General features: G+C 63.5%; 24 protein-coding genes. 10 read left to right on the plus strand and 14 right to left on the minus strand.

What is annotated here, in order from left to right:
- Positions 1-3: 3 nt before the first annotated feature.
- Positions 4-942, minus strand: coding sequence for a hypothetical protein (locus tag K9B33_RS19710; protein ID WP_224550815.1), 939 nt, complete (start codon positions 940-942; stop codon positions 4-6).
- A 120-nt stretch (positions 943-1,062) separates the two neighbouring features.
- Here K9B33_RS19710 and K9B33_RS19715 point away from each other — a divergent pair, with 120 nt between their 5' ends.
- Positions 1,063-1,689 (plus strand): thermonuclease family protein, encoded by a 627-nt coding sequence (locus tag K9B33_RS19715; RefSeq protein ID WP_224550816.1) that lies wholly within the window; start codon positions 1,063-1,065, stop codon positions 1,687-1,689.
- Positions 1,690-1,691: 2 nt separating this feature from the next.
- On the opposite strand, the gene K9B33_RS19720 is transcribed toward K9B33_RS19715, so the two are convergent.
- From K9B33_RS19720 to K9B33_RS19775, 12 genes are all read right to left on the minus strand, one after another.
- Entirely contained in the window at positions 1,692-3,002 is a 1,311-nt protein-coding gene (locus K9B33_RS19720; RefSeq protein ID WP_224550818.1) for a hypothetical protein, read from the minus strand.
- Positions 2,999-9,268, minus strand: coding sequence for an AAA domain-containing protein (locus K9B33_RS19725; RefSeq protein ID WP_224550820.1), 6,270 nt, complete (start codon positions 9,266-9,268; stop codon positions 2,999-3,001). Before K9B33_RS19725 ends, K9B33_RS19720 begins: the two co-directional genes overlap by 4 nt.
- The gene (locus K9B33_RS19730; RefSeq protein WP_224550821.1) at positions 9,265-9,909 is read right to left on the minus strand and encodes a 4Fe-4S cluster-binding domain-containing protein; all 645 of its coding nucleotides are present in this window, start codon (positions 9,907-9,909) and stop codon (positions 9,265-9,267) included. The genes K9B33_RS19725 and K9B33_RS19730 overlap by 4 nt, the downstream gene beginning before the upstream one ends.
- The gene (locus K9B33_RS23195) at positions 9,909-11,732 is read right to left on the minus strand and encodes an AAA family ATPase (protein ID WP_224550823.1); all 1,824 of its coding nucleotides are present in this window, start codon (positions 11,730-11,732) and stop codon (positions 9,909-9,911) included. Before K9B33_RS23195 ends, K9B33_RS19730 begins: the two co-directional genes overlap by 1 nt.
- Before the next feature lie 228 nt (positions 11,733-11,960).
- Positions 11,961-12,215: a helix-turn-helix domain-containing protein gene (locus K9B33_RS19740; protein ID WP_224550824.1), complete on the minus strand. Its 255-nt coding sequence runs from the start codon at positions 12,213-12,215 to the stop codon at positions 11,961-11,963.
- The gene (locus tag K9B33_RS19745; RefSeq protein ID WP_224550826.1) at positions 12,212-12,442 is read right to left on the minus strand and encodes a DUF2274 domain-containing protein; all 231 of its coding nucleotides are present in this window, start codon (positions 12,440-12,442) and stop codon (positions 12,212-12,214) included. Before K9B33_RS19745 ends, K9B33_RS19740 begins: the two co-directional genes overlap by 4 nt.
- A complete protein-coding gene (locus K9B33_RS19750) occupies positions 12,435-13,628 on the minus strand; it encodes a TrbI/VirB10 family protein (RefSeq protein WP_224550828.1) in 1,194 nt (397 codons plus the stop codon). Before K9B33_RS19750 ends, K9B33_RS19745 begins: the two co-directional genes overlap by 8 nt.
- Positions 13,625-14,464: a P-type conjugative transfer protein TrbG gene (trbG, locus tag K9B33_RS19755; protein WP_224550830.1), complete on the minus strand. Its 840-nt coding sequence runs from the start codon at positions 14,462-14,464 to the stop codon at positions 13,625-13,627. Before trbG ends, K9B33_RS19750 begins: the two co-directional genes overlap by 4 nt.
- On the minus strand, positions 14,464-15,282 hold the full coding sequence (trbF, locus tag K9B33_RS19760; protein ID WP_224550832.1) for a conjugal transfer protein TrbF: 819 nt from the start codon (positions 15,280-15,282) through the stop codon (positions 14,464-14,466). The genes trbG and trbF overlap by 1 nt, the downstream gene beginning before the upstream one ends.
- A gap of 3 nt (positions 15,283-15,285) precedes the next feature.
- Positions 15,286-16,608 (minus strand): P-type conjugative transfer protein TrbL, encoded by a 1,323-nt coding sequence (gene trbL / locus K9B33_RS19765; RefSeq protein ID WP_224550834.1) that lies wholly within the window; start codon positions 16,606-16,608, stop codon positions 15,286-15,288.
- A 137-nt stretch (positions 16,609-16,745) separates the two neighbouring features.
- Positions 16,746-17,498, minus strand: coding sequence for a P-type conjugative transfer protein TrbJ (gene trbJ, locus K9B33_RS19770; protein ID WP_224550836.1), 753 nt, complete (start codon positions 17,496-17,498; stop codon positions 16,746-16,748).
- Between the two features lie 432 nt (positions 17,499-17,930).
- The gene (locus tag K9B33_RS19775; RefSeq protein WP_224550837.1) at positions 17,931-18,806 is read right to left on the minus strand and encodes an AraC family transcriptional regulator; all 876 of its coding nucleotides are present in this window, start codon (positions 18,804-18,806) and stop codon (positions 17,931-17,933) included.
- A 132-nt stretch (positions 18,807-18,938) separates the two neighbouring features.
- On the opposite strand from K9B33_RS19775, the gene K9B33_RS19780 reads away from it, so the two are divergent.
- From K9B33_RS19780 to K9B33_RS19820, 9 genes are all read left to right on the plus strand, one after another.
- Complete coding sequence (locus tag K9B33_RS19780; protein WP_224550838.1) at positions 18,939-19,682, plus strand: SDR family NAD(P)-dependent oxidoreductase; 744 nt, start codon at positions 18,939-18,941, stop codon at positions 19,680-19,682.
- 10 nt (positions 19,683-19,692) lie between these two features.
- Positions 19,693-20,127, plus strand: coding sequence for a VOC family protein (locus K9B33_RS19785; RefSeq protein WP_224550839.1), 435 nt, complete (start codon positions 19,693-19,695; stop codon positions 20,125-20,127).
- A gap of 8 nt (positions 20,128-20,135) precedes the next feature.
- A complete protein-coding gene (locus K9B33_RS19790; RefSeq protein WP_224550840.1) occupies positions 20,136-21,128 on the plus strand; it encodes a saccharopine dehydrogenase family protein in 993 nt (330 codons plus the stop codon).
- The gene (locus tag K9B33_RS19795) at positions 21,125-21,862 is read left to right on the plus strand and encodes an SDR family NAD(P)-dependent oxidoreductase (protein ID WP_224550841.1); all 738 of its coding nucleotides are present in this window, start codon (positions 21,125-21,127) and stop codon (positions 21,860-21,862) included. Before K9B33_RS19790 ends, K9B33_RS19795 begins: the two co-directional genes overlap by 4 nt.
- 14 nt (positions 21,863-21,876) lie before the next feature.
- A complete protein-coding gene (locus tag K9B33_RS19800; RefSeq protein WP_224550842.1) occupies positions 21,877-22,269 on the plus strand; it encodes a VOC family protein in 393 nt (130 codons plus the stop codon).
- A gap of 316 nt (positions 22,270-22,585) precedes the next feature.
- A complete protein-coding gene (locus tag K9B33_RS19805; RefSeq protein WP_224550843.1) occupies positions 22,586-23,047 on the plus strand; it encodes a MarR family winged helix-turn-helix transcriptional regulator in 462 nt (153 codons plus the stop codon).
- A 44-nt stretch (positions 23,048-23,091) separates the two neighbouring features.
- Positions 23,092-23,493 (plus strand): hypothetical protein, encoded by a 402-nt coding sequence (locus K9B33_RS19810; RefSeq protein ID WP_224550844.1) that lies wholly within the window; start codon positions 23,092-23,094, stop codon positions 23,491-23,493.
- Positions 23,490-23,927 (plus strand): hypothetical protein, encoded by a 438-nt coding sequence (locus tag K9B33_RS19815; protein WP_224550845.1) that lies wholly within the window; start codon positions 23,490-23,492, stop codon positions 23,925-23,927. Before K9B33_RS19810 ends, K9B33_RS19815 begins: the two co-directional genes overlap by 4 nt.
- A 36-nt stretch (positions 23,928-23,963) precedes the next feature.
- A complete protein-coding gene (locus K9B33_RS19820; protein ID WP_224550846.1) occupies positions 23,964-24,344 on the plus strand; it encodes a nuclear transport factor 2 family protein in 381 nt (126 codons plus the stop codon).
- 232 nt (positions 24,345-24,576) lie between these two features.
- Here K9B33_RS19820 and K9B33_RS19825 read toward each other — a convergent pair whose 3' ends face one another.
- A complete protein-coding gene (locus K9B33_RS19825; protein WP_224550847.1) occupies positions 24,577-25,032 on the minus strand; it encodes a carboxymuconolactone decarboxylase family protein in 456 nt (151 codons plus the stop codon).
- Positions 25,033-25,074 lie beyond the last annotated feature (42 nt).

Below are 25,074 nucleotides of genomic sequence, written 5' to 3' on the forward strand. Positions count from 1 at the left end.
CGCTCATTCGCCAAGATCGATGCCGAAGGCGGCCGCATTGATCGCGCGAAACCCATCGCGCTTGTTCCAATCGATGTGCCCGCCAAGTCGGTCCACCAGCGCTGACGCATCGGTCCGCTGCAGGTTGAGCGTGTTGATCGCTTGCAGGGTCACCCGGAGGTGAAGCACCGGCAGGGCATCGATGTGGCCGCTCCCACGGTCGAGAATGTCGGTGAGCATCACGACTTCGACTTCATCGATGGGCAGCACGGCCAGGAACTCGATCGCCACGCGGACGGCCGCCGAGCAGATCGCATCGCGATGAATCTCGTGCCGCTTGCCGATCGGCAGCGCTTTGACCGATGCCTTCCCCGATTTCAGCAATGAAATGCTTTCCTCGGGCATGTCTTCGAGATCGAGGCCATCGACAACGGCGACGATGCGCCCGTCGATGAAAAGCGTGTCGAGCCCCTCGACGCTGTATGGCAAGGCGCCGAGCGCGCTATGCGCCTCCAATGCGCGAACCATGGCATCCGGGCTGCGCTCTACAACACGCTGAGCTTCCGCGATCGCACGATTCTGCTCCTCAGCCGCCTGGATTCGGCGAGCGTGGTCGGAGTCATCTTGCGCCCGAGCGGCATCAATCGATTGGGCGAGGGCTTCGCGGGCGCGTTCCTCGCGCTTGAGGAGCCGGGTGAACCAGCCGGGGGTGTAGGCGTCCAACTCTGCCGCCGCGCGCCGTTCGGCGTCATCGCGGCGATCCGGCATTGCGACCGGGGTTGCCGTCGCGGTCGTGAGCCAGTCCCGACGCGAAAGCACGATGCGGTGCGCGCCGGTCAGGGCTTCGATCACGGCTTCATATTCAGCGGCGGCGTCAGCGGAGGCATCGAGCATGGCCTGCCGATGCAGTGCTTGCTGGTGTGTGACCCGGCGACGCTCGGCTTGCTTGGCCGCGCGATCCATCGCACGCATTGAGCGCACAACCCCGCGTGCCACCTGCCTGCTTGTCACCATTTCAGGCTTCCCCCGTTTGTCTTTCCCCGGCAGCCACTTATACGTGATTTGATTGAGGAACAAAGAGGGATGACTTGGCTGTTTTTCGCGTTGATGTTGCAGTTTACGCTTTCTGGACCCGCACAGGTCGTCGACGGCGATACCCTGATCGTGAGGGAGCAACGAATCCGACTGGCAGGTGTCGATGCCCCTGAGCTTGCGCAACGTTGTGGCCAACGCCGCCAGCTAGCCTGCGGAAAGGCCGCGGCCGCATGGCTCAAGGCCTTGGTGGAAAACAAGCGGCTAAGCTGCGTCGCGACCGATCGGGACCGCTATGGCCGGGTGGTTGCGGTTTGCCGTTTGAACGGACGTGACGTGGGGGCAGCGCTGGTCGAGGCGGGTTGGGCGACCGCCTATCGCAAATACAGCTTGGATTACATCTCGGCGGAAAGTCGGGCGCGCGCTGCAAGACGGGGAGTCTGGGCCGTCGGCCTCCAACGGCCAGAAGCCTATCGTCAGTCGCAGCGCGGCCCTGATCCCGCTCCACCATCCGCCCAATGCCGGATCAAGGGGAACATCTCGGCGTCCGGCGCTCGCATCTATCAGCTTCCAGGATCACGCACTTACGCCGACGTCAGAATTGATCCGGCAAAAGGCGAACGCTGGTTCTGTTCTGCCGAACAGGCGCGCCGGGCGGGCTGGCGCCCACCACGATAACCTCAGCGAAGCGTGCGCTGTCGCAGCACCGGCGCCTCGATGCGTGCACCGCCATCCGCGCCGCCAATTTCGATACGCTTGAGCGGGACCGCGCCGATTGGCAGGGCCTTCTCGATCTTGAGGCCATCGCCGAGTGCTGCCAGTCGCTGCTCCAAGCCGGTCACATCACCACACCAAATCGTTTCGGCATCTTTGTCGCGCGCAGGGTCCGGCCCTCTCCCGTTTGCATCGAAGGCGACCGGGCGCATCTGAAATCGATCCGCCCCGCTCAGCTCCACCCCATAGTCAGGGCGTGCCGCGCTGCGAATGACAAGCCGACCTTCGGAAGCCCAGGCCGTCGACATGCCTTCCGCCACTTCATAGCCCAACCCGCTCAGACCCTCGAGCACGGCGGCACGGCGAGCCTGTACAGCCTTCGCCTCGCGATGGGTCTGGATCGACGATGCGGCTTCCGCTTCCCGTGCCTCGATCTCGCCGAGCTCGGCGAGATCGATGTCCGCTCGCCAACGCCCCACATCGAGACCGGCGGCTTCGGCTTCTGCAAGGGTCGCATGGAGGGCAGCGATTGCCGCTATCCGCCGGCGCGCGGTTGTCAGAGCACGTCCGGTTTCGACTTCAAGAGCGTCGAGAATGAGATGTCGGCGCTTGGCTGGTGCGCTGGCCGCTTCGACAAGCCGCGATTGCCAGTTCGCCTCTTCCTCCAGATCGGTGATCTGCGCAATTTCCATTATGCGGGCGGCGACACGGTCGATGGCGGGATCTTGCGGCGGCGCGGGCTGCGCACGGGCCCAGTCCGCGAACGACGCCGGAGGGGCGTCGTCGCGGAGCTTGGCGGCAAGATATGTGTCTGCCTGGACCGGACGTGTTTCGCCGAGCAGCAAAAAGCCTCGCGCCGTTGCAGCGGAGTCGCCTCGCTCGAGCCCCTTTTCAAGATCAGGGTCGAGCGGCGTACCGGTCTTTCGCAAAGCCCGCAGCAAGGCGCTCGCGGCTTCGCATTCGCGCTGCTCTCGCGTCCGCGCTGCAGTCTGTTCGGCCGCGACCTTCGCGAGCCGCTGCTGCAAATCATCACGCAGGAATTCCGTTTCGATCGGCGCCTGCTTCTGAAGGTCGGCGAACCGGTCCTGAGCGATCAGCATGGCAAGCGCATCGCGGCGGCGCTGCGCCGCGACGACAGCCTCATCGTCGATACAGTCATTCCGGCGACCGATTCGCGTCCACTCTGCCAAGGCGGCATCAACCCGCGCCAGATGGCCGTGACAGATTTCCAGAATTTCCTCGCGCGTCACGATCCGGACGACCTTGGGGCCGCTCATATTCTCGCTCCCAATGCGGCGGTTACAGCCGCCCTCAGCCGTTCACGCTCCTGGGCCGGCTCATGGAACCAGCGGTGCGAAGATACGCGGTGGATCACCGGAATCGAACGGCGGAGCACGCTCGGTCGCCAAAGCTCGCGTGCCCGTGCGGTTTCGAGCAGGCCGTGGCGCGGTGCATCACACTCGATGCCGATGCCATAGAGACCAGTTCGCGGATCTTCGATGGCAAAATCGAGACCGAAGGCGCCGTCGTCGCTGACCGCGCTGGGCTGCCACCCGAGCGATTTGATCTCTCCAGCGACGGCGTCTTCAAGGCCGTCACCGAGGCCTTCATATCGGCCCGGCCCTCGGCGTTGCTCGGGCGTGAGGCGAGTCAGAAGGAGGCTGGCGGCCTCCAGATCACCGTCCGAGATGCAGCGGGCATATTCGAAATAAGCCTGCAGGAAATCCCGTGGGCTCACGGCCTGGCGACGGGTCGAAAGCAGATCAGATATCTGCGGAATGGGCATCGAGGTGACCAGAATCACTTTCTGCCTGGCCCGCGTCACGGCGACATTGAGACGGCGCTCGCCGCCATTCTGGCCCAACACGCCGAAGAAGCGGCGGAAAGTTCCCTGTGCGTTGCGACCGAATGTCGATGAGAAGACGATGACGTCGCGTTCATCCCCTTGCACATTTTCAACATTCTTGACGAAAAATCCCATGTCCTCGCCGGCTTCGACGCGATCGCGCTCACGCGTCAGCGCCACCCGGAAGGCCGCATCAGACTCGGCTCTATCTTCGAGCACCTCCTCGATCAGGTCGGCTTGCTTGCGGTTGAATGTAACCACGCCGACGGTGGGAATCTTGCTTCCGTCGGCCCGCCACAGCGAGCGGAGGGTGTCAGCCACATGCTCAGCTTCGGTCCGGTTGGTCTGATCTTCATAGATTCCCTCCGCCCGGATCATTTCGATCGGCCGCACCCGGCGGATCTCATCTGCGGGATGCCGCGCGGGAACGCTCAGGCGATTGACATAGAAGGAGGCGTTCGAGAACTGGATCAGCTCGCGATAGGCAGACCGGTAGTGAATCTGCAGCGTCGTCGAGGGCAGCACCGTCTTGGCGAGCTGCAGCAAGTCAGGGCAATCCTTGATTTCACGGCGATTCCAGGTCTCGGCGGCAGCGTCCCGCTCCTCCTCGCCCAATTCGTCATCGGCATCCTGACCGTCGTAGATTTCGGCTTCATCGCTCTCGACGCGGCTCGCGAAAAATGCCGTCGGAGGCATCTGCTTTTCATCGCCGCTGACAATCATGTTTCGGCTGCGGTAAAGAGTGGGCAGCGCATATTCGATCGGCATCTGCGAGGCTTCGTCGAATATGACGGTATCAAACAGCGCCTTGCGCAAGGGCAAGAGGCGGCTTGCGACGTCGGGATTGACCAACCACACGGGCCGGAGCTGCATGAGGCCTAGATCGGCTCCTAGATCGACAAATTCCCGCAGCCGTTTGGCCCGCACGCCCCGCAATCTGGTGATATCCTCCCACTCTCGCAGCGGTCTCAGACGGCTGGCATCGAGACCTTCTACGAGGAACCGCCGATTGAGCATGCGCATATCCCGGTCGGCATCGGCCAGCGATCTGGCCTTTGCCTCGAGCTCGGATGCTTCGAGAAGAAGCGTCGGATCTTCCGCTTCGAGACGACCTTTCCAAGCCAGTCGGGCTTCGGTGGCAATGATCCGGCGAACAGTGGGTTCGAGCTGGTCCGCTGCAAGGGCTTCGAGCCGGTCTCGGATTCGGGCAAGCTCGGCGAAGACGGCCATTGCCTCTTCCCCCAGCTGCGGCACGCGCGCCCGAAAGCGTTGATAGGCCGTCACGTGGGGGAGGTCGCGCTCGAGCAATTCCAACCGCGAAAGGTTCGTCGCGTCGTCGGCAATCGCCTTCGAGCAATTCTCGATCCACACCTCGGTCATCCAAGGTGACAGCCGCGCGAGCGCTGCTGCACAGGCCGTGCGCACGGCATGCCGAGCAAGCCCTTGATCAATGCCCTCGATCAGGTCGATGACCGCTTGCTTGCTCGTGGCGCGGGCCATGGCATAGGCGGTTTCTGGCTCTGGATAGGCCTCCAGGCGCGTGACAACGGCTTCGGCCGCAGCAAGCTGCGCCAGTGCGCTGCGCGTCACATCGAGCAATTGCGAGATACGGAGCGGCGGCAGATGCCCTGACGGTTCTCCAATCTCGCTGGCCGCCTCGATCAACCGCAACCGTACGGGACGCAGCGCGTCCTCACGGTGGAGCGCTTGTCCAAAGGCTGCCGCATCCGTCAGCCCCTCCAGCTTGAACAATTGTCGGCGCCGCCAGCTGGCAAGCCATCGCGATGGCGACAGTCGTTCCAGAAAGGTGGGGCGCTTCAGCAACCGGTCTGATCGGGCGGTCCATTCCTCGAGTTCGGCATCGGCCATTCCGCGGACCACCGCGACTTCATCGTCGGGGGCGTCGTCCGCCGGCAGCCGCAGCAAATCACCTTCGATGTCCGCCAGCGCCGTCTGCATCGCTGTCTTTCCAGCCATGCGTTCCGATGCGCCCTTCAAGCGGTCGAGCCACCGCGTGAGGCGGTCGCGTGCCTCCTGGTCCAGGCCAAGCAAAGTGGCCCCATGCGCATTGGACCATGTCCGATAGGGTTCGGGATCATTGATCGTAAGCGCGTTGGGTGTCCGCTCGATGACTGAGAGCCGTTCGCGCTCGAGCCGGATGAAGTCGAGCGCATCGGAGTTGAAGGTTTCGATCGTGCCGACCTCAACGCCGAACGGACGCGTGTCAACGAGCGCGCTTTGCTCATAATGGGCAGGCAGCCACAGCCGCGCGACCGGCGCGCAGGTTTCCTGAAGCACCGCCAGACGTCCAGGATCGAAAGATGCCAGCAAGGTACGCAGCGACGGTAAGGACGGCGCCTCGCCTTCGCGGGCAAGGCCGATCAGGTCACCCAAAAGCAACCGGTATGAAAGACCTGTTTGCTCGTCGGTAGCGTGCAACGCGCGATGCTGGCCATCGAGTTCGCGCTCAAGCGCCTCGATCCGCGCAGCGGTTTGCTGGCGTTGCTGCCGCCAACCGGTGGCGCCAGGGGGACGCTGAAAAAGAGTTTCAAGCTGCTCCCGGATTGTTCGAATAACGGGCTCTCGGTCCTTGTTGACGTCATTGACCATGACGACCCGCTCACCCAGACCGGCCGCGTCGAGCCGCTTGTGCACGACTTCAAGGGCTGCTTGCTTCTGGCAGACAACCAGCAGACTTCGTCCGGTTCCAATTGCATCGGCGACCATGTTGACGATCGTCTGGCTCTTACCTGTGCCAGGCGGCCCTTCGATCAGAAGACCGCGACCATGCCGTGCTTCAAGAACGGCGGCTTCCTGCGACGGATCGCTATCGGCGGTGAAATAGCGCTCCAGCTCGCCAACACGCCCCGGCGCGGCGCGCTCGATATCATCGCCCACCCGAAATGCGGTCTCGAGGCTGGATCCGGCTGGCGGCATGGCCTTGAGCTGCCGCAAATCCTCCATCACGGCTTGGCCGAGAAATCCGAGATGGAACATCGCAGCCGCGCATACGATCCGGTCATCGCCCGGCTTAAGCTTGAGATCCTTCGAGGGAAGCGGCGCAAGCTCGCGACCTTCGACCGCAAAAAAATCCCGGAAGGCATCGACCACTTCGGCTGCGTTGACCGAGGAGCGGGACAGAACCTCATTGGCGGCATCGCGCCAGCGGGCCGCGGCATCGATCCCGAGCAAGGTTTCAAAGGCCGGATTGAGCCGCACCTCTTCGCGATCGCGATCGAAGGCCAGGGTGACCCGCCCACGGGATCCGACTTCGGGGCTCAGTCGCACTGGCCACAATAGGATGGGCGCGATCCTCGGCCGCGTGCTCGACTTCGCTTCCTGCATCACCAGAAACGGGAAGCCCAGGTAAAGGCCGTTGATCCCTGTGTCGCGTCGATACAGGGTGGCGTGCGCATAGAGGGTCCGCAGCCGCCGCTCGAGCCGAGGATCGTCCGTGAGTGGAGCCGGGTCGATGTCGATCGTTTGATCATTGCGGAGCAGCAAGTGATCGAGCAGCGCGCCCGCGCGGCGTCGCGGGCTGTCTAGCTCGTTCAGGTCGATCCGGGCCGTCGTCTTGCCAATGATCATGCGCGTGAGTGGTCCGCGCATGATGGAGCCAGTGATCCGGCGCGCGAAAAAGTCGAGAAGCGTGGCGACATAGGACTGCCGCGGGGGTTGCCGCCATTGATCGCTCGGGACGGCAAGGACAGCCAGCGCCCGCGCGATCGGCAGTCGGCGTTCCAGCCGGAATTGGTCGGCCCATTCGTCGATGCGATCGAGGCCGCTGCGCGCAAACCCTTCGAGCCGCGTTTCGAGATCGGCATGCAGCTCCCGGCGCGGCAGAGCGAGCCGGGCAAGCGCCTCTGTGCGATCAAAGGATTCAAGCCCCGCGCGCTGGGCAGCTTGTTCGGCCTCGTCCACGATGGCATCGGCACTGCGAAACTGCGATACTGCCGCACTGAGCAACAGGATCAGATCTTCCTCTTCGGTGATCCGCCGCTCAATGATCGCCAGCAAACCGGGGTGATCGGTGTCGGGAAGAATGCGCCGTTGTTCTTCCCACACGTTTCCGAGGCGGCTCTTGGAGGTGGAAAGCGCCAATGTCTGGAGCTTGGTCTCATCAAGCTCGACATCGAGCTGTCTTGCTCGATCCCGCACCCTGATTTCTCGGCGCTTGAGACGGGCGAGCCAGAGTTCGGCGTCGTCGCGCTCGAGCCGGTCGGGCACGGGCCCAGTGATCAGGGCATAGCCTTCGGTCGCGTGATCAATCAGCCAACCCGGCGTGACAATCTCACCGCGGACGACCAACGGCATAGCCGGATTGAGCGCCTTTAGGCCGAGCGCGAGCCGGAAATCCTCGGAAACCGAGTCCAGCGAAGCAATCTGACGAATTTCTGCGCGCAGATCGGGCTGGAACCCGGCTTCCTCCATCCAGGTTGCAAGATCCCCCCGCAGCAGGAGCTCACGAGCCTCGTCCCATTGCTCGGCCTCGGCGGCGGCAAGGGCGAACTGAGCACCGCCCAAAAATCGCCGACCCCCCAATGTGATGGACCGGGTCGCCTGATCATCGGCGATGGCACCCTGCCTGGCCGGGGCCTCGGGCATATCGCCGTCGAGCCAGCGGCGCACTTCCGGCCAACACCATCGCGCGCGACGATCGGGACACAGCAAGCCGCGAAGCAGCGTGTCCAGCTCGGGCGCCAATCCTTCGGGGATCGGAGCGCCATTGGTCAGCACGCTGATCAGAAACGATTGGTCATCGGCGTCTGCGAAACATGCACCATGCGTGACCTGCTCAAGAATGAGCATGCCCAGACTCCACCAGTCGCTCGCAGCGGCAACGCCGCCGGCCACGGCTTCCGGCGCGGTGTAGCGCGTGATCTCGAGCGGCGAGACGATGTCGAGGTCGTAGTCGGAGAGCCGCGCCGACCCAAATCCGGTAATCACGAGATCAAGCGGGTCTCGGGCGCGCACCATGATGGCGCCCGGCCTGAGATCACGGTGGCGGAGCCCGCACTCGGCTAAGGCAGCCAACGCGCCCCCGACCTCCTCGAGGATCCGCGACAGCGATGCAACGTCATCGGCCACCAAGCCAAGATCCGCGAATGTCCCGCCGCGCAAATCTTCCGTCACCTCATAGGCGCGTTCGCCATAATGGCCCGTTTCGAGCACTTCCGGGACATGGTCGCGATTGAGCGTGCGCAGTATCTCGTACACTTCCGGGTCCGGCTCGCTCCCCGCCGCGTAGAGCGTGAGGATCGCCTGTCGCTCGTCGGCTTCCCGCACGGCCTCATAGCGTTCCCGAACGTGGCTCGTCGTGGGCAATCGCTTGAGCAAGGCCCACCCGGCGATGCGGGTCTCCGTACTCGCCGCACCGGCGTCAGCGGGCTGAGAGGCAGAGCTGGACGGGGATGGGTGTGGTTCGGCATTGGTGTCGGCCGCGACACCCGGCTCCGCCACGTCTGCGCCGCAAATGGAGCATATGAGATCGCCAGGCTCCGCCGGATGGCCGTTAATGCACTGCAGAGTCAGCGGTGTGGAAGCGGTTGATGCCGAGACTTCAGGCGGACGCCATCCCGGTTGCCGCAACGGAACGCCTGACATCGGCCAGTCGCAGAGCTTGCCGGCTAGTTCGCCTTCGCAGAACATCTCGTCAATCGGCCGCTCGGTTTGGCAATTGGGGCAAAAGCGGATCATGCGGCAAATGTCCCGTGCGCATCCGAGGTCTGTGCGCGATGTCCCGCCGCAGCAAGCGCGCGCCGAAGCCGTCCAATATCGCCCCGCGCAGGGATGCCGGCGAACCACGCGTCGCCGTCCGCGTCAAACATGACGTCGAGCTTACGATCGCCAGCCTCCGATGGGCGCTCGAAAGGTCGCATTTCCTCACCCAGCGGCGTCAGAATGCGGAGCGTCTGATTGTCGCTGCCGCGCAGGGCGATGCTTTGCGGGAGATCGGAGCGAAACGGGCCTGCAACAACCGCGTCGACAAGGCCGGGATTGGCCGCCAGCCAAGGCTGAATTTCCTCGATTTCCTTCCCGGTGAACAGGAGCACAGAGCGGCTCGAAAGGCCTCGCCATGCAGAGAGGATACACGTCAGTGCGTCCGGCTGGTCGAACGGCTCCCCTCCTGAGACAGTCAATCCGTCGGCCTCAGGTGCGAGGGCAGCGACCCGCTCGATTACGTCGGACACTGGAACGCGGCCGATGTCGTCGGCCCAGGTATCGACCGAAATGCAGCCCGGGCACCGGATGCTGCACCCCTGAAACCAAAGGCCGATCCGTTTCCCGGGGCCAAGGGCCGTAACGGGAAAATGGAGGCGCGACACGGCGATCTGCATCACGCGCTTTCGAGCTCAAGCGAGGTGATCGGTCCGGCTGTAATACTCTTGATCACGGTCGGGCCATCGGCTTCCCGCTCGAACAATGCCCGGGCGAGAGGGTTGATCAGATACGCCTCGATCTTGTTACGAATGCCTCGGCCGCCATTGGCGAGGTCCGCAGTGCAAAGGTCCTTCAAGACCGCATGGGCATCGGCTGACATCGTGATCGGGCGGCCCGAGCTGGCCGCATCTGCGAACACGGAGGCGACCATGGAGTCGAAAATCTTGCCTGCCACTTCGCTGCGAATGAAATCGAAAACGATGATGTTCTCACCGAAGCGATTGAGGATTTCGGGACGATTGAGCACGAGCTTGAAATGGTTTTCGATTTCCCCGCGTACCCTCGATTGAACCTCTGCGAAGGGTTGGTCCGACGTGACATTGGCGCGCCGCTCGCCGTCGGGACCGGTCGAGTAGATGCCGAGGTTTGACGTAAAGATGATGAGCGCTTCGGAAAAATAGACCCGATCGCCGCGCCCCGAGGTCAGCACGCCATCATCGAGAATCTGTAAGAACTTATCGAGGATGCGCGGATGCGCCTTCTCGATTTCGTCGAACAGTACGACGCTGAACGGCTTTTCCCGCACCGCGTTGGTCAGTTCGCCACCGACGTCATAGCCAACATAGCCTGGGGGAGCGCCAATGAGCCGCTGATCCGCATGCTCGGCACTGAATTCCGACATGTCGAAGCGGATATATGCGCTCTCGTCCCCGAACAGCAGTTCGGTTACAGTCTTGGCGAGTTCGGTCTTGCCGACGCCAGTGGGGCCGGCAAGAAAGGCTATCCCGCGGGGCCGACCGCCTCGGCCACCGCCACCAATGCCTGTTGCCGCCCTTTTCACAATGTCCAGCATGTGGACGATGGCATGGTCCTGCCCGACGACGCGGCGCTGAATGGTTTCGGCGCCATCGAGGATCCGGCGGCGTTCGATCTTCCGCCACGCGTCTTCGGTGACGCCGACTTTGTAGCGCCTAACCGCTTCGGAAATCTCGCCGATCGCCACCCCCTCGGTGCGGGCGAGCTGGGCAACCGCATTCAGATCGACCAGCAACATGCCTTCCGTGGCATCGACAAGCTCGTCCTGCGCCGCCTCGAGGGTGTCGGCAGAGGCCTCGCGACCGCCGGGCATGCCACGGACCAGTGAAAGTGCCACGGCCTGCCGCGCCGCACGATCCGGCGTCGCAATCGGGATGTGGCGAAGCCGGGGGTTGTCTATCGTCAGCCAATCGGGAAGGTCGCCTTCCTTTTCAACGATCCAGATGATCGTGTTGAACCGCGGCGCACGATCAGGCCCCACCGGGCGAGCCTCGGCCGACTGGCTTGTCACCAGCGCACGAGTGAAAAGCTGTTGCTCCGCTGGAGAAAGGGCATCGTTGCGGACGATGAGGCGCGACGCGAAGTCGACGATCAAGGCGAGCGGTGCGTCTTCGAGTTCGCACAGGCGTTGAAGCGTGGTTGCGAGAAGATCACCTCCCCCAGCCGCGCGTCCGTTTGAGGGGGTAAGCCCTAATCGCAGAAGGGGGCCGTCGATTTCGCCGGTTCGATCGGGATTGGGAGCGACCGAGAAACCCTGCACCGGATCGAAGCGAACGATGTCGGCATAACCGGCCCCATTCAGCGTCGCGGCCAAAACTTCGTTCAACGAAGCGGCGGCGGCGCGTCCACCCAGTGCGCCGATTTGCAGGTCGCGCACATTTCCGGTGAGGACGAACTGACTTTTCAGCGGCAGGAAACGTGTCAGGTCACGCACCCAGCGCGGCATTAAACTCTCGTCAGTCACTTTGCGAATCCCCCAGCACGCCACCTCCTACTGTAGCGGTCTGGAGCAAAGTATCTGGTTAAAAGATTGATTCAATCTCGGCGCAGATCAGGCTTTCACATAATCCCCATACGCCGGGCTGCGCTTGCCGCAGCTTTAGATGCCACACGTTCAAATGAAGCGGTGGACTTTTGTACCGCCTCGGTTCGGAACGACACTCCGTTATGCAATTTTCGAATGCTGCTCTGCCTACCCCTTGCAACCTCTTGGCGCGCCCGGCCGTTTCAAGTCCGAAGTGGAATTGCAGAGCCTCGCTCTCACCCAGAGTTCGAGGTCATCCTTCGCATAAATGACCCGGCGTCCTAATTTGGAAAAGGCTGGCCCGCCCCCGACTACCCGCAGTTTCTCCAATGTACGCGGAGAGAGATTGAGAAAGGCTGCCGCTTGGTCATTCGACAGAAACGGCTGCACCTCTGACTGAGTTTTATGGCCAAATTCGCTCATCGTGAGCCTCGGATGTATGCTTGACGACTCTTGGCAAATCCACGATCGCTTTCGAGGAACGCCGCCAGCATTGCGGGCACCAGGTCGGCCACCGGCTCCTCGACGCCGTAGGTGGCGGCATAGACCGCCGCGTAATCCTGCAACCCTGCCTGAAGGTCCGGCGTGATTGTGATCGAGAGCTTGACCGGCGTACGGTCGGGCAGCTTGCCGAGCTTCAAGTCAGCCATGGGGGCCTCCTTGTCCGCGCCAGGGCGCGAGGATGAGATCGCGCGTCACCAGCACGCGGACGGGTGCGCCTGGACGGATCGTGATCGTCGGCTGGATGTCGAGATTGCGCTGCGTGATCTGGTCGCCAGCGCGAGCGGTGTTCGACTGGGCGGATTCCCGGATTGCCTGGACGAGATCGCTCTCGCCGGAGATCGACAATTCCGATCCGACACCGAGCATTGTCGCGATGGCGACGCCCTTGAGCAACGTCCAGGTATGGAACTCGACCTTGTCCGCCAGCCCGGCATACCCAGCGGCGTCCGTCGCTGGCATGTTGTCGAGACGGACCGAGCTGCCATCCGGCAGGATCAGTCGCTGCCAGATGACCAGCGCCCGCCGCTGGCCGAACGCGATTACACTATTGTATTTGCCGATGAGGCGGGCCCCCTGCGGCACGAGCAGGATGTGGCCCGTCACCGTGTCAAACACGTTCTGCGTCACCTGCGCGATGACTATGCCCGGCAGGTCGGAATTGAGCCCAGTGATGAGGCTCGCCGCGATGACGCTGCCGGCGAGGAGGCTGTTGGACGATATTGGTGCCACCAGTCGGCCGGAATTGAGATCGCCACCGGTGTCGCGCGCCAATGCGAACTGTTCTTTTCGCGTGCCGGTCGCGGCCGGAGCCGCTGAAGCGGCCCCGACCATCGCCGCGGTTGCGCCTGTCGCCGACGGTGTCGCGCCGTTGCCGGTGGCCACCTGCGCCATCAGGCCGGATTCGCGCGCTGCCTTGAGTTCGGCGAGGCGCTGCTGCCGAGCCGCCTCAGCCGTATCGACCTGCGACGGTGAGACCTCGGCTCCCGCCCGCTCCTGGGCACGCAGGATCGGTCGCCCGAGATCACCCGGCAACGGCGGCCCGAGCTTTGGTGCATCGCCGTAGCTGGTCGGGAGCTCGGACAGCGCATCCGAGACGGGCTTCGCCATCGGCTGGGAGAGCTCGCTTTCCTGGGCGACCCGCCTGAAAACCTGCGGTTTAAGGGCCATCCAGGCGATCCCCATCAGGCTGGCGGAGCCGAGCGCCGCCGCGCCGATAATCGCGCCGCGCCGGAAACGGATGGCACGCGCCGGCCGGGAGCGAATGATCAGCGTCTCTGGATCGACCTTGGCAGGCGCAGTGACCGGGGCTTCATTCGTGGGCGTATCGGTCATGCGCCCCTCCGCTTGGCCCGCGGCGACACCCGATCGATCCGGACGACCTGCTGCTTCTTGAGGCCGAGGCGCAATTCGGCGGCATCGAAGATCCGGTCGACGACATAGAAGCGATCGCGCAGGCGGTAGTTGACCAGCTCGGCCTTGCCGTCGGCGCCCACCAGGAACAGCGGCGGCGCCTCGCCGTTCGAAAGTGACGCGGGAAACTCGACATAGGTTTTCGACCCGTCGTCGAACACGCGCAGCGGCCGCCATGCCGGCCGGTCACCGCTGATCGAATAGTTGAAATGCAGCTGCTCGATCGCAAGTCCGGTAGCGATCGGAGCCGCAGCCTGAGCGGCTTCGGCCTGGCGGCGCAGCGCCAGCAGTTCGTCCTGCGGATAGGTCCAGCGCATCGACGACAAGGCGGTGCCCGAGGTGCTGACCAGCCGAACATGGTAGGCACGGCGGTCGGTCGTGATGACGAGGTTCGTGAGCAGGCCGTCCGAAAACGGCTTTACCAAGACGTGCGTCTGCTTGCCTTCGCCCAAGCCGCTCGTCGTATCGCCAATTACCCAGCGGGCGGTATCCCCACTTGCGACCGCGACGAGGTTCTCACCGGGTTGGAGCGTGATGTCGGTGACCAGACCCGGTGCCGCATAGACCTGGAAGATCGCTCCTTCGCTGAAGGGATAAACCTGCGCGCCACTAACGAACCCCGCGGCCGTCGGCTCGACCGTCGCGCTTCGTGTCGCCGACTGGACGGTTCTCAACGATGATGGCGCGGAGCGATTCTGCGCGAGCGCCGGGCTCGCGATGATCATGCCGACGATCGCCGGCAGGAGGACATGTTTCATCAGTTGGTCTCCTGAGTGTTGGACGATGCCGGGGTGATCGGCTGGGCGCCGAGAGAAGGATCGAGTGGCGATCCGAGCGGAAGGTTCGCCGCAGGCTCTGGCGCGGAACGCGCCGCAGGCGATGAGATCGGAGCGGCGTCGAGTTCGCGGCTCCAGCCGATCGCGTCGACATAGATGCCGAGCGGATTCTTCCGGAGCACATCGGCTGAGGCCGGTGGGCGCGTGACCGTGGTGAGGATCGCGGTCCAGCGACTGGTGCCGGACTGCGAGCCGCGCTCGTAAGCGGTCTCGGTCCATTTCACCTGGAACGACTTGTCTGACGCCCGCACGACGCTGGTGACCTGCACCGACACGGTCCGCTCGCCAACATTGGCGAAAGGCGCTGCCGAACGCGCATATTCGCCGAGGAACTGCGCGGCGCGCTTGGTGGCGAAGTCATAAGCCTCGAGCCAGTCGCGGCGCATCAGCACCGGGTCGAGCGACACCGACCGGACATTGGTGATGAAGTGCGACAGGTGCCATGCGACCTGCGGATCGGTCGGCCGGTATTCGACATCAGCGGCCTGCACGGCCCGCGCCTCGCCCAGCCGGTCGACTTCGACAACAAAAGGCGTGACCCGGCTTTGCAGCGACTGCCAGGCCAGCCCCGCAGAGGTGCCCGCGGTCAGCACGAGGCAGCCGAACGCCATCAGCCGCCAGTTGCGCGCCTGCACCCGCGCCGAGCCGATCCGGTCGTCCCAGAGCTGGCCCGCGCGATGGTACGGCGTTTCCGGGGGTGGTGTGCGCCCGTAGCGCTGCGCACTTCGCTTGAAGAACATGGCTCAGTCGTTCCTTTCCTTGATGTCGGGGGTTGCGGAGGCGCCGCCGCGATCGCCTTGGCTGATGCTGTGGATGGCGAGCTGACGCCGATGACGGCTGGTCTGCTGGTCGCGCATCGCGCGTGCCCAGGCGGGCGTGCCGGTCTCCCCGCCGCCGCCCGGTCCACCCTGAGACGACGACGGAGAGTTCTGAGTCGAGTTCTGGTTGAGTGCGTTCCATGCCGCCTGGCGCCCGCCGGCAGCGGCCTCGCCCAGCCCGAGCGCACTGCTGGCGCGGGACTTGGCGGCATTGCTGGCGGCACGCGCCACGCCGCCAAGGCCAGCGCCGACCGATGGCGTGGCGGCCGTCTCGCGACCGAGCTGGTAGGCGGTCGACGCGGCCGAGCCCATCGCCGTGCCCGAACGCACTGCGCCGAGCGCAGCGCCTCCCAGCGCCCGTGCGCCACCGGCGGCAGCGCCACCGGCAAGCATCGTCACGCCGGCCGCGCCGACCGCGGTTCCGAGCCCAGCGCCAGCACCAAGCTGGGGTGCCCCGGCGACCAGACCGGAGGCGATCGACGGACCGAAGATGCCGAGGCCGAACAGCGACAGGCTGGCGAGCACGAGGCTCATGGCTTGCCCGATGTCGGGCTCCTGGCCCTGCAGCGCTTCGGTGAACTCGGTGAAGAAGTTCGAGCCGATGCCGACGATGACGGCGAGCACCATCACCTTGATGCCCGAGCTCACGACATTGCCGAGCACGCGCTCGGCGAGGAAGCTGGTCCGGTTCCACAGCGCGAACGGCACGAGGATGAAGCCGGCGAGGCTGGTCAGCTTGAACTCGAGGATGCAGACGAACATCTGCACCGCAAGGATGAAGAAGGCGACGATCACCAGCGCCCACGCGAACAGCAGCACCATGATCGTCAGGAAGTTGTCGAAGAAGGTCGTGAACCCGACCATATCGCTGGCCTGTTCGAGGAGCGGCCACGCGGCCGAGAAGCCGGTCCCGGCCAGGCGCCCGGGTTTGAGCAGGTCGTCGGCCGAGAGTGTCCCACCGCCAGCGGTAAGGCCGGCTTGCGCGAAGGAGCGGAAGATGATGTCGGCGAGCGTCGAGAAGCTGTTCAGGATGAAGGCGAACGCGCCGATGTAGAGGATCTTGCGCAGGAACCGGCCGATGACGTTGTCCTCGCCGCCCATTGCCCAGAAAAGGCCGGCAAGCGTGATGTCGATGCCGATCAGTGTCGCAGTCAGGAACCCGACGTCGGGTCCAAGCAGTCCGAACCCGCTATCGATGTAGGTGATGAACGCAGCCAAGAAGCGGTCGATGACATTGAGGTCGTTCAAGGCACGAGACTTCCTGCTGGAGCGAAAGGGTGTCGCGGGGCGCGGCGGGGGGCGGGCCACGCCCCGCGACGGCAATCGACGGCTTGAGAGGGGGACCGCCGATCGCGGGCCGGATCGGGCGCGCTGGCCCGACGGGGCTATTCGGGCGTGTAGGCCGATCCGGAGCCGAGGAACTTCTTCGTCGCCGCGCGGGCTTCCGCCGACTGCGTCGCGCGGCGGGCTTGCTCGACGGCCTCGCTACGGAACTGCGCGGCCATCATGTGCTGGAGCTGGAACTGCTGCTTGGCGGTGAGTGCGAGAAGCTGGTTGGTCGCCTGCTGGGCTTGGAGCGATCCTTCGGCACCCTGGCTGCGCGCAACGATGCCGGCGAGAGCCTCGGTGTCCGACTGGACGTTCTCGACCACCTGGGCCTGCACGGCCATCGTCTGGCGGAATGCGCCCATGCTGGCGTCGAGGCGCGCCCGAGCATCACGAACGCGGGCATCTGTCCGCATGGCCGAGCTGAAGTCCTGCGGATACAGCGACTGGAACCTGTCGTCGAGCTGGTCGGCCCGGAAGTCTATAGCCTGCGCGCGGCCCATCAGCCGGTCGATCTCGGCGAGCTTCTGCTTGAGGGCATCGAGTTGCGGAAAGTCGATGCGGGTCAGGTTCTTGCCCATGTTGACCAGCATCTGTGCCTCGTTCTGAAGCTGTTGGATCTGCTGGTTGACGGTCTGCAAAGTCCGTGCGGCAGTCAGGATGTTCTGCGCATAGTTGCTAGGGTCGAACACCACGCCGCCGAACTGCGCGTGGGCGGGGGTTGCCGGTACGGCCAGGGCAAGGCCGAGCGAGCCGACGGCGAACAGGGCAGCGGCAGAGAGCCTCGCATACGTGCGGATGTAAGATGGCATGGATGATCTCCAGGAACGGACGTGTTCTCCCGGCAACGCGGAGCGTGCCTCAGGATTGTCCGCCAGTCTGTCGCATCCGGGTGCATTCGATCAGTGACCGCGTGGGGCCTGCGCATACTCTTCTGGTGACCGACAGCACGGACTGGTCAGATGAAAGTGGGTTCGACGCAATGCCTGCTAGAAATGGTATACCCGCTTCGGAGGGCGACTGATGCTTCGCCGCATGCGAAAGCCGGCGTCCGCCAACAAAGTCCACCTCCGGATGCACGGCTACGCTCCCCGATTGCTGTCGTTCATTCATTTCGCCGCTAGAAATAACCATGGCGCGAAAGGGCCAGATTTGCGGTCGAAGCAAAGTGGCCGACGGCTACAACCGACGGGGTCGCCAGCTCTCCAAAAGAGGCCGGTATATCGGAAAAGATCGGTCCTGCCTCAGGCCCTTCGAAAGCGCGCTACGTCACGGGACGGGGGCAGCCCAAACTGCCGCGCATACTCGCGGCTGAACTGCGTCGGGCTTTCATAACCCACGCCGAACGCGACTGAGGTCGCGTTACCTTCTCCCGCCATTAGCAAGGACCGCGCGTGAAGCAGCCGCACGTGTTTTTGATATTGCAGCGGGGTAAGCGCCGTTGCGGCCTTGAAATGACGATGGAAGGCCGAGACACTAAGTGCCGCCATCTCTGCCAGCGCCGCGACGCGGATCGGGCGCGCGAAGTTTTCCCTGATCCACTGTATTGCAACGCCAATGCGCGACAGTGCGGTGTCAGGCATGGCTATATCGCGCAGCATCCAGCCCATCGGACCTTGCAGGACACGGAACAGGATTTCGCGCTCATAGGACGGCGCGAGCGCGGCGACTTCCCCTGGCCGCTCCATCAGGCGTAACATCCGCACCCAGGCATCGAGCAGATCCGGCGTCACCGGCGCGACCGAGAAGGCGGGACTGTAAAGTCCGCCTCCGGCAGATTTGGGCATATCCGCCAATAGTGTGGCAACCACCGCAGGCTGGATCGTCAGATTCACGGCAAGATAGGGTTCCCCGGTGTCGGACGGATGGATCGCTCCAACCGCAGGCAGATCGACCGACATTACAAAATAGGTCGCGGGGTCGTAACGCAGCGTCTGCTCGCCTACGGTCATTGTCTTCCAGCCTGACAGGATGACGTTGATCATTGGCTCATACACGGCAGCAAGCTGGTGCTCGGGGATCGCACCCTGAACCATCGCCACGCGCGGGATACCCGTCTCAGTGCGGCGGTTCTCGGCACGCGCCGTGAGGGAGCGGAGTTCTGCAAGCTGCATTTCCATGCGGCCAGCTTCCACGATTGCGGCGCAGGGACAACCAAAAAGCACGATTAGGCAAGCATTGAGCAGGAACGGGTGAGCCGCCGATGATCGCTCCGCCTATCCCTCGATCAGCGAAGATCGAAGGATAACAGGATGAGCATCGTCATTATCACCGGTGGTAGTCGCGGCCTCGGTGCGAGCGCGGCGATTCAGTGCGCCAGGCGCGGCATGGGGGTGATCCTCACCTACAACACCAACCCCCCAGCCGCCGCGAAGGTCGTCGGTGCCATCGCAGACGAGGGCGGCAAAGCCGTGGCACTGCAGCTGGATGTGCGTGACAGCGCGGCCTTCCCCGCGTTTCGCGATGCGGTCCGCCATGCGCTGTCGGCGACTTGGGGCGCCGACCGTTTCGACGCACTGGTCAACAATGCTGGCTACGGCCTTTTCCGCCCGATGGCGGAAGTGAGCGAGGACGAGTTCGACGGCCTGTTCCGTGTCCACCTGAAGGGCCCGTTCTTTCTGACACAGGCCCTACTGCCGCTGATCGCGGACGGCGGGCACATCCTCAACGTCGCCAGCGCGACGACCCGTGTCGCAACGACGGGTGTCGCACCTTATGCCGCGTTCAAGGGCGGGCTGGAGGTGTTGACCCGCTACATGGCGAAAGAGTTCGGCGAGCGCCGCATTCGCGCTAATTCGATTGCGCCCGGTCCGATCAGGACGGAGCTGGGGGGCGGCCTGAACGACGAGTTCGAGGCCTTATTGGCAAGCCAGACGGCGCTCGGGCGGGTCGGCGAACCCGAGGACGTGGGCTGCCTGGTCGCTGGCCTTCTGTCGGACGACCATCGCTGGGTGAACGCCCAGAACATCGAAGTCGCGGGCGGCTACATCATCTGAAGGGACGCACATGCTCGACCATATCATTTTGACGGTGAGCGACACCGCTTGCTCGATCGCCTTCTACGAACAGGTGTTGCCCGTCCTCGGCATCACCGCGCGGCTCGACTATGCCGGCTCGGAAGGCCCTCCAGGCCACCCCGACCTCAAAGGCTTCGGCGCGAACGGACGCATGCTCTTCTGGCTGCGGCAAGGCGTGCCAGCCCCCGGCGCGGTACATGTCGGGCTTGCGGCTACTTCTGCGGCCATGGTGGATGCAGCCCACGCCGCGGCGATAAAGGCGGGCGGCAGCGAGATCCATGCCCCCGGACCGCAGCTTCATTACGATCCCCGCTACTATGCCGCTCAGGTCCGCGATCCGGACGGCTACAGCCTCGAGTTCGTCTACAAGAGCTGGCAGCATGGCGAAGATGCCGCGCAGAGCTTGAGCAGAGAGCCATCATGACAAGTCTCATGGTCTATGGTGCCAGCGGCTACACCGGTCGGATGGCGGCGGAGCTGGCACGCGCGGCTGGGCTGCCACTCGTTCTGGCAGCACGGTCGCGCGAACCGCTCGTCCACTTCGCCGAAGAGCTGAACGTGGATTACCGCGCCTTCGATCTGTCAGATGACAACGCAATAAGGGCGGCGCTAACCGACGTGTCGGTGCTGCTGAACTGCGCCGGCCCTTATATGGACACCGCCGAGCCGCTGATGCGTGCGGCGATCGGCGCGGGCGTTCACTATCTCGATATCGCCGCCGAACTCGACACCTACCGACTGGCCGAAAAACTGGACGATGCAGCGCGAGCGGCGGGCGTCATGCTGTTGCCCGGCGGTGGCGGCAGCGTCGCGATGCTGGGATGCCTCGCCGGCCATGCTGCGGCGCGTGTCGAGAAGCCGCAAAAGCTGGCCATCGCACTGCACGTCGCCGGGTCAATGTCGCGTGGTTCGGCGATCAGCGCGCGCCGGAATCTCGTCACCGAGACGCTGCGACTTAGTGGCGGACAACTGGCCCCGCGGTCGCCTGGCGAGACGGCACACTTTGATTTCGGCGGCGGTGCGGAGCGGTGCTTCGCGGTCACGCTCCCCGATCTCATCACCATCGGCCGCGCCACCGGCATCCCGGACGTAGAAACCTATGTCCATGTGTCGGGCAAGGCCTTCCCCGACGGCGATCTCGCCAACTTGCCTGTCGGACCGGACGCTGCCGAACGTGATGCCAACCGGTATCAGGCGGCGGTCGAAGTCACCGCGATAGACGGCACGATCGTTCGATCCGTTCTCGATACCGTCAACGGCTACAGCTTCACGCCGATGGCTGCGGCCGAAGCGGCCCGGCGCGTACTGGCGGGCGAGGTCCGCCCCGGCTTTCAGACTCCAGTGGGGCTGTTCGGCACCGGTTTTGCCGAGACGATTGCCAACACCTGCATCACCGACATTGAAACTTTGAGGGATGGCCGATGACACATGACAGGATTGCGCTGGTAACGGGCGGGAGCAGCGGCATCGGCCTTGCCATCGCACGCAAGCTGGTATCCCAAGACATGCGCGTGATTGTCACGGGGCGCCGCAAGGACGCGCTCGACGAGGCCGTCGCCGCGTTAGGTGAGCGGGCGACCAGCATCGTCGCCGACGTGACCAGCCTGCCTGGCCTCGATACTCTTTTCGCACAGGTGAAAGCGACCTTTGGGCGCATCGACACGCTGGTCGCCAATGCTGGTGGGGGCGTCCATGCACCGCTCGGGCAGATCACCGAAGCTGCCTACGATCAGCAGTTCGACACCAACGTGAAGGGCATCGTCTTCACCGTGCAGGGCGCACTTCCATTGATGAGCGCAGGTGCCTCGATCGTGATCGTCGGCTCGACTGCCTCGATCGACCCTGGACCCACGATGAGCATCTATGGCGCGACCAAGGCAGCAGTGCGCAATCTGGTGCGAAGCTGGGCCAGCGACTTGAAGGGTACCGGAATTCGCCTCAACATCGTCAGCCCCGGACCGACCAACACCGCATCATTGCGCGAAGCATTCGGCGACCATGCGGAAGAAGGTATGGCCTTTCTGAAGAGCAAGAGCCCGATCGGCCGCATCGGCGAGCCCGAGGAAATTGCTGAAGTGGCGGCCTTCCTCGCCAGCGACGCCGCCAGCTATGTCAACGGTATCGAACTGTTCGCTGATGGCGGCGCTTCACAGGTTTGAGGGGAGCATGTGCTATGGAGGTAATCAATCATATCGAGATCGGGGTATCCGATGTCGAGGCGTCACGGCACTTTTATAAAGCGGCGCTGGCCCCGCTGGGACTGTCGCTGGTGATCAGCGTCACTGCCGCGCGCACCACGCGTGGCACGGCGCGCTATGGTTTCGGCCGGGACGGCTATCCCAGCTTCTGGATTCACCACGAAGATGGCGCGCGATCGCCAATCCACATCGCCTTGACGGCGGCGAACCAAAGGCAGGTGGATGGATTTCATGCCGCCGCGCTGGCGAACGGCGGCAACGACAATGGAGCGCCCGGCATCCGCGAGCGCTATCATCCCCGCTATTATGCCGCCTATGTGCTGGATCCCGACGGAAACAACGTCGAGGCTGTCAGCCAGAGCGGTTAGAGCAGTAGTATGCTAGGTTGAGTAATCCTTGCGACTAGTCGCCAACGGGCTTCGCCGACAATGCCGCCGTTCGACCGCTCGAAACTGCTCGCTAAAACCTGCCCTCAGTTCATCAGATTGTCGCGACACGCGATGGACCGACATTCGGGACATTGCTGCTAGTCCAACTGATGTGTCGAACGGCATGTCTTTGTCAGAAGCGGACCTACGGCGTCCGTCTAGCACACCAGCGCCACAGATCAGCCAGCTCATCTCCTAGATCATGTTGACAAGGAAACATATAAGATGTAGTTTCCTAGATAACAAAGGGGTTGCTATGTCCAATCGTGTTCCTGCCGCCCATCTGACGTCGCACCTCGGCTACTGGCTACGGTTCGTATCAAACCACGTCTCCCATGCCTTTGCCCGTAAGCTCGAGGCGGAGGGCGTCACCGTGGCGGAATGGGCAATGTTGCGGGAACTCTACGACGTACAAGCGCACGGGCCCAGCCGGCTGGCCGAGAAGATGGGGCTTAGTCGCGGGGCGATCAGCAAGCTGGCGGACCGGCTGATCGCAAAGCGTCTCGTGGCCCGCACGGATCGAGACGACGATGCACGCGCCCACATGTTGGCGCTTACTGCCGCCGGTCAGGAGATAGTGCCGAGACTGGCCGCGCTTGCAGACATCAACGACGCCGAGTTCTTCGATCATCTGACGCCTGAAGACCGGACGACGGTCGGGAGGGTGCTCAAGACGATCGTCGAGCGACGCGGATTGAAGGCGATTCCGCTCTCCTGAGCGAGGATCCGGTAATCTTATCAACACACGAAGGAGGCTGCGTGATGAACGCTGACCAGAATAACTGTGCCCAAAATTGCCTGGATGCCGCCGAAGCCAATGCGATGACTTTCCCCGAGATTGTCGCAAAGCTGATCGAGGCCGGCTTCGAGAGCTATGCGATCGATTTCCGGCGCTCTACGGCGATCTATTATCTGCCCTCGGGTGAGAGCATCGAACTCGGGTTCCCGGCCGATGATGTGCCCGTCGAAGCTAGCTTCGACGATGATGCGCTTCGGGCCGCTATCCTGGAAGCGCAAACGCTCGCGCCCGGTTACACCTACAAGGGGTTCCGCCTGAAAGCGAAACGAGCCGGATGCGCCGGGTACCTCGTTTCGTTTCTCGGGCACCGTGCGGTGTATTTCGGGCGCACCGGCGACACGCATGTAGAGCGGTTTCCGCAATGAAGGTCGCGGGCATCCTGATCGGCGGGATTGTCCCCGCACTCTGCCTTGGCTTGGGCACGGTGCTGATGCGCGCGAGCATCGGGGCTGGCGCGGCTATTCCGGTCTATCTTGCGAGCGTAGGGACCGTCATTGCCATGATCGGCTTGGCATGGGCATCCACCACCGGTTTCGCCGGAAGCACCGCGACAGGCATCGGGTTTGCCATCGCCATGGGGACCGTATGGACCGTCGCGATCAGCTGCATGGCATATGGGTTCGGCACGCTCAAGCTGCCGGTCTCAGTCGTTGCGCCACTCACCAACAGTAATGCGATCGTGGCGGTGATGCTCGGAGCGCTGGTGTTCGGCGAATGGCGCTCGCTGCATATGCCGCAGGTCGCGATCGGAACATTGCTGATCTGCGCGGGCGCGACTTGCGTCTCGCTGGCAAAATGAGCGAGCAGGCTGACAGCTTTTGAAGGAGCAAGACGGATGAGCAGTATTGCCGAAGTCAAGGTGGCCGAGGCGCAATTGCGTGCGGCGATGCTGGCCAGCGATGTGACGCGGCTGGGCGAGTTGCTCAGCGATGCCCTCCATTTCACGAACCAGGACGGATTACGCCTGACGAAGGCAGACGACCTTGCTGCGCACCGTTCGGGCTTGCTGGCAATCACGAGAATCGATGTCAGGGGCGTCCCCGAAATTCGCCTGCTGGGAGACACTGCGATCGTCTGCACCACGGCCCACATGGTGGGACGATATGCGGATCAGGATTTTGGCGGCACCTTCGCATATACGCGCATCTGGCACCGGACCGAAGCGCGCTGGCGTATCGAAGCAGCGCATTGCTCTGCCATTGCGCCTACCGATTGAGGTCGCGCTCCTTCGCAGAATCGGCTTTGAGGATTTCTCCGTACAACGCTGCTCTTGGGTTCGAAGATTATGCTGAATGGCTTTGGTTTAGGCACCTAGCCGATCGTCCGCCGCGACCAACGCGATAGGCCGCTTTCGGCGGGACAGGACGTATACGGCGCGGATGGCAACGACTGACTTTGGTCGTGTGCCGTCGAAAGGGAAAGCAAGGTATGCTCCCCCTTTTGTGGGCCTATGGCTTGGCGGCCACCGGAAGGCGGAAGGGCGCGCCGAGACGATTGAACGCGTTCATTGCCGCGATAGCAAGCGTGAGATCGACCAAGTCCTTCTCGACGAATGTGGCGGCAGCGGCGGCATAGGCTTCGTCCGAAGCATGGGTCGTGCTGACATTGGTCACTTCCTCCGCCCAAGCCAACGCTGCTCGATACTGGTCAGAAAACAGATGCGGCACCTCCGCCCAGACGGGGATCAGCGCGACCTTGTCGATCGCCATAGTCTTGAGCAGATCGCGCGTGTGCATATCGATGCAATGGGCGCAGCCGTTGATCTGCGACACACGCAGAAAGACCAGATGGATCAGTTCTTCGGGAAGACCCGTTCTCGTTGTCACATAATGGTGGATACCAAACAGAGCCTTGGCGCCTTCAGGCGCGACTTCGGACCAGTTCAATCGCTTCATTTCGGCCATGTTGCTTTCCTTGTCACCGCGCCGAACATCGGCACTCGGTGG

The organism is Sphingobium sp. 3R8, from assembly GCF_020166615.1.
GTDB lineage: Bacteria > Pseudomonadota > Alphaproteobacteria > Sphingomonadales > Sphingomonadaceae > Sphingobium > Sphingobium bisphenolicum.

Bases quoted from the DNA above. Each gene is read 5' to 3' on its own strand.
- K9B33_RS19750 (WP_224550828.1), bottom strand. From the start codon at position 13,628: ATGACCGATACGCCCACGAATGAAGCCCCGGTCACTGCGCCTGCCAAG.
- K9B33_RS19795 (WP_224550841.1), top strand. From the start codon at position 21,125: ATGACACATGACAGGATTGCGCTGGTAACGGGCGGGAGCAGCGGCATC.
- K9B33_RS19720 (WP_224550818.1), bottom strand. From the start codon at position 3,002: ATGAGCGGCCCCAAGGTCGTCCGGATCGTGACGCGCGAGGAAATTCTG.
- K9B33_RS19800 (WP_224550842.1), top strand. From the start codon at position 21,877: ATGGAGGTAATCAATCATATCGAGATCGGGGTATCCGATGTCGAGGCG.
- K9B33_RS19745 (WP_224550826.1), bottom strand. From the start codon at position 12,442: ATGGCTGACTTGAAGCTCGGCAAGCTGCCCGACCGTACGCCGGTCAAG.
- K9B33_RS19740 (WP_224550824.1), bottom strand. From the start codon at position 12,215: ATGAGCGAATTTGGCCATAAAACTCAGTCAGAGGTGCAGCCGTTTCTG.
- K9B33_RS19775 (WP_224550837.1), bottom strand. From the start codon at position 18,806: ATGGAAATGCAGCTTGCAGAACTCCGCTCCCTCACGGCGCGTGCCGAG.
- trbJ (WP_224550836.1), bottom strand. From the start codon at position 17,498: ATGCCATCTTACATCCGCACGTATGCGAGGCTCTCTGCCGCTGCCCTG.
- K9B33_RS19825 (WP_224550847.1), bottom strand. From the start codon at position 25,032: ATGGCCGAAATGAAGCGATTGAACTGGTCCGAAGTCGCGCCTGAAGGC.
- K9B33_RS19710 (WP_224550815.1), bottom strand. From the start codon at position 942: ATGGATCGCGCGGCCAAGCAAGCCGAGCGTCGCCGGGTCACACACCAG.
- K9B33_RS19730 (WP_224550821.1), bottom strand. From the start codon at position 9,909: ATGCAGATCGCCGTGTCGCGCCTCCATTTTCCCGTTACGGCCCTTGGC.
- trbG (WP_224550830.1), bottom strand. From the start codon at position 14,464: ATGAAACATGTCCTCCTGCCGGCGATCGTCGGCATGATCATCGCGAGC.
- K9B33_RS19725 (WP_224550820.1), bottom strand. From the start codon at position 9,268: ATGATCCGCTTTTGCCCCAATTGCCAAACCGAGCGGCCGATTGACGAG.
- K9B33_RS19790 (WP_224550840.1), top strand. From the start codon at position 20,136: ATGGTCTATGGTGCCAGCGGCTACACCGGTCGGATGGCGGCGGAGCTG.
- K9B33_RS19815 (WP_224550845.1), top strand. From the start codon at position 23,490: ATGAAGGTCGCGGGCATCCTGATCGGCGGGATTGTCCCCGCACTCTGC.
- K9B33_RS19820 (WP_224550846.1), top strand. From the start codon at position 23,964: ATGAGCAGTATTGCCGAAGTCAAGGTGGCCGAGGCGCAATTGCGTGCG.
- K9B33_RS19785 (WP_224550839.1), top strand. From the start codon at position 19,693: ATGCTCGACCATATCATTTTGACGGTGAGCGACACCGCTTGCTCGATC.
- trbF (WP_224550832.1), bottom strand. From the start codon at position 15,282: ATGTTCTTCAAGCGAAGTGCGCAGCGCTACGGGCGCACACCACCCCCG.
- K9B33_RS19715 (WP_224550816.1), top strand. From the start codon at position 1,063: ATGACTTGGCTGTTTTTCGCGTTGATGTTGCAGTTTACGCTTTCTGGA.
- K9B33_RS19780 (WP_224550838.1), top strand. From the start codon at position 18,939: ATGAGCATCGTCATTATCACCGGTGGTAGTCGCGGCCTCGGTGCGAGC.
- K9B33_RS19810 (WP_224550844.1), top strand. From the start codon at position 23,092: ATGAACGCTGACCAGAATAACTGTGCCCAAAATTGCCTGGATGCCGCC.
- K9B33_RS19805 (WP_224550843.1), top strand. From the start codon at position 22,586: ATGTCCAATCGTGTTCCTGCCGCCCATCTGACGTCGCACCTCGGCTAC.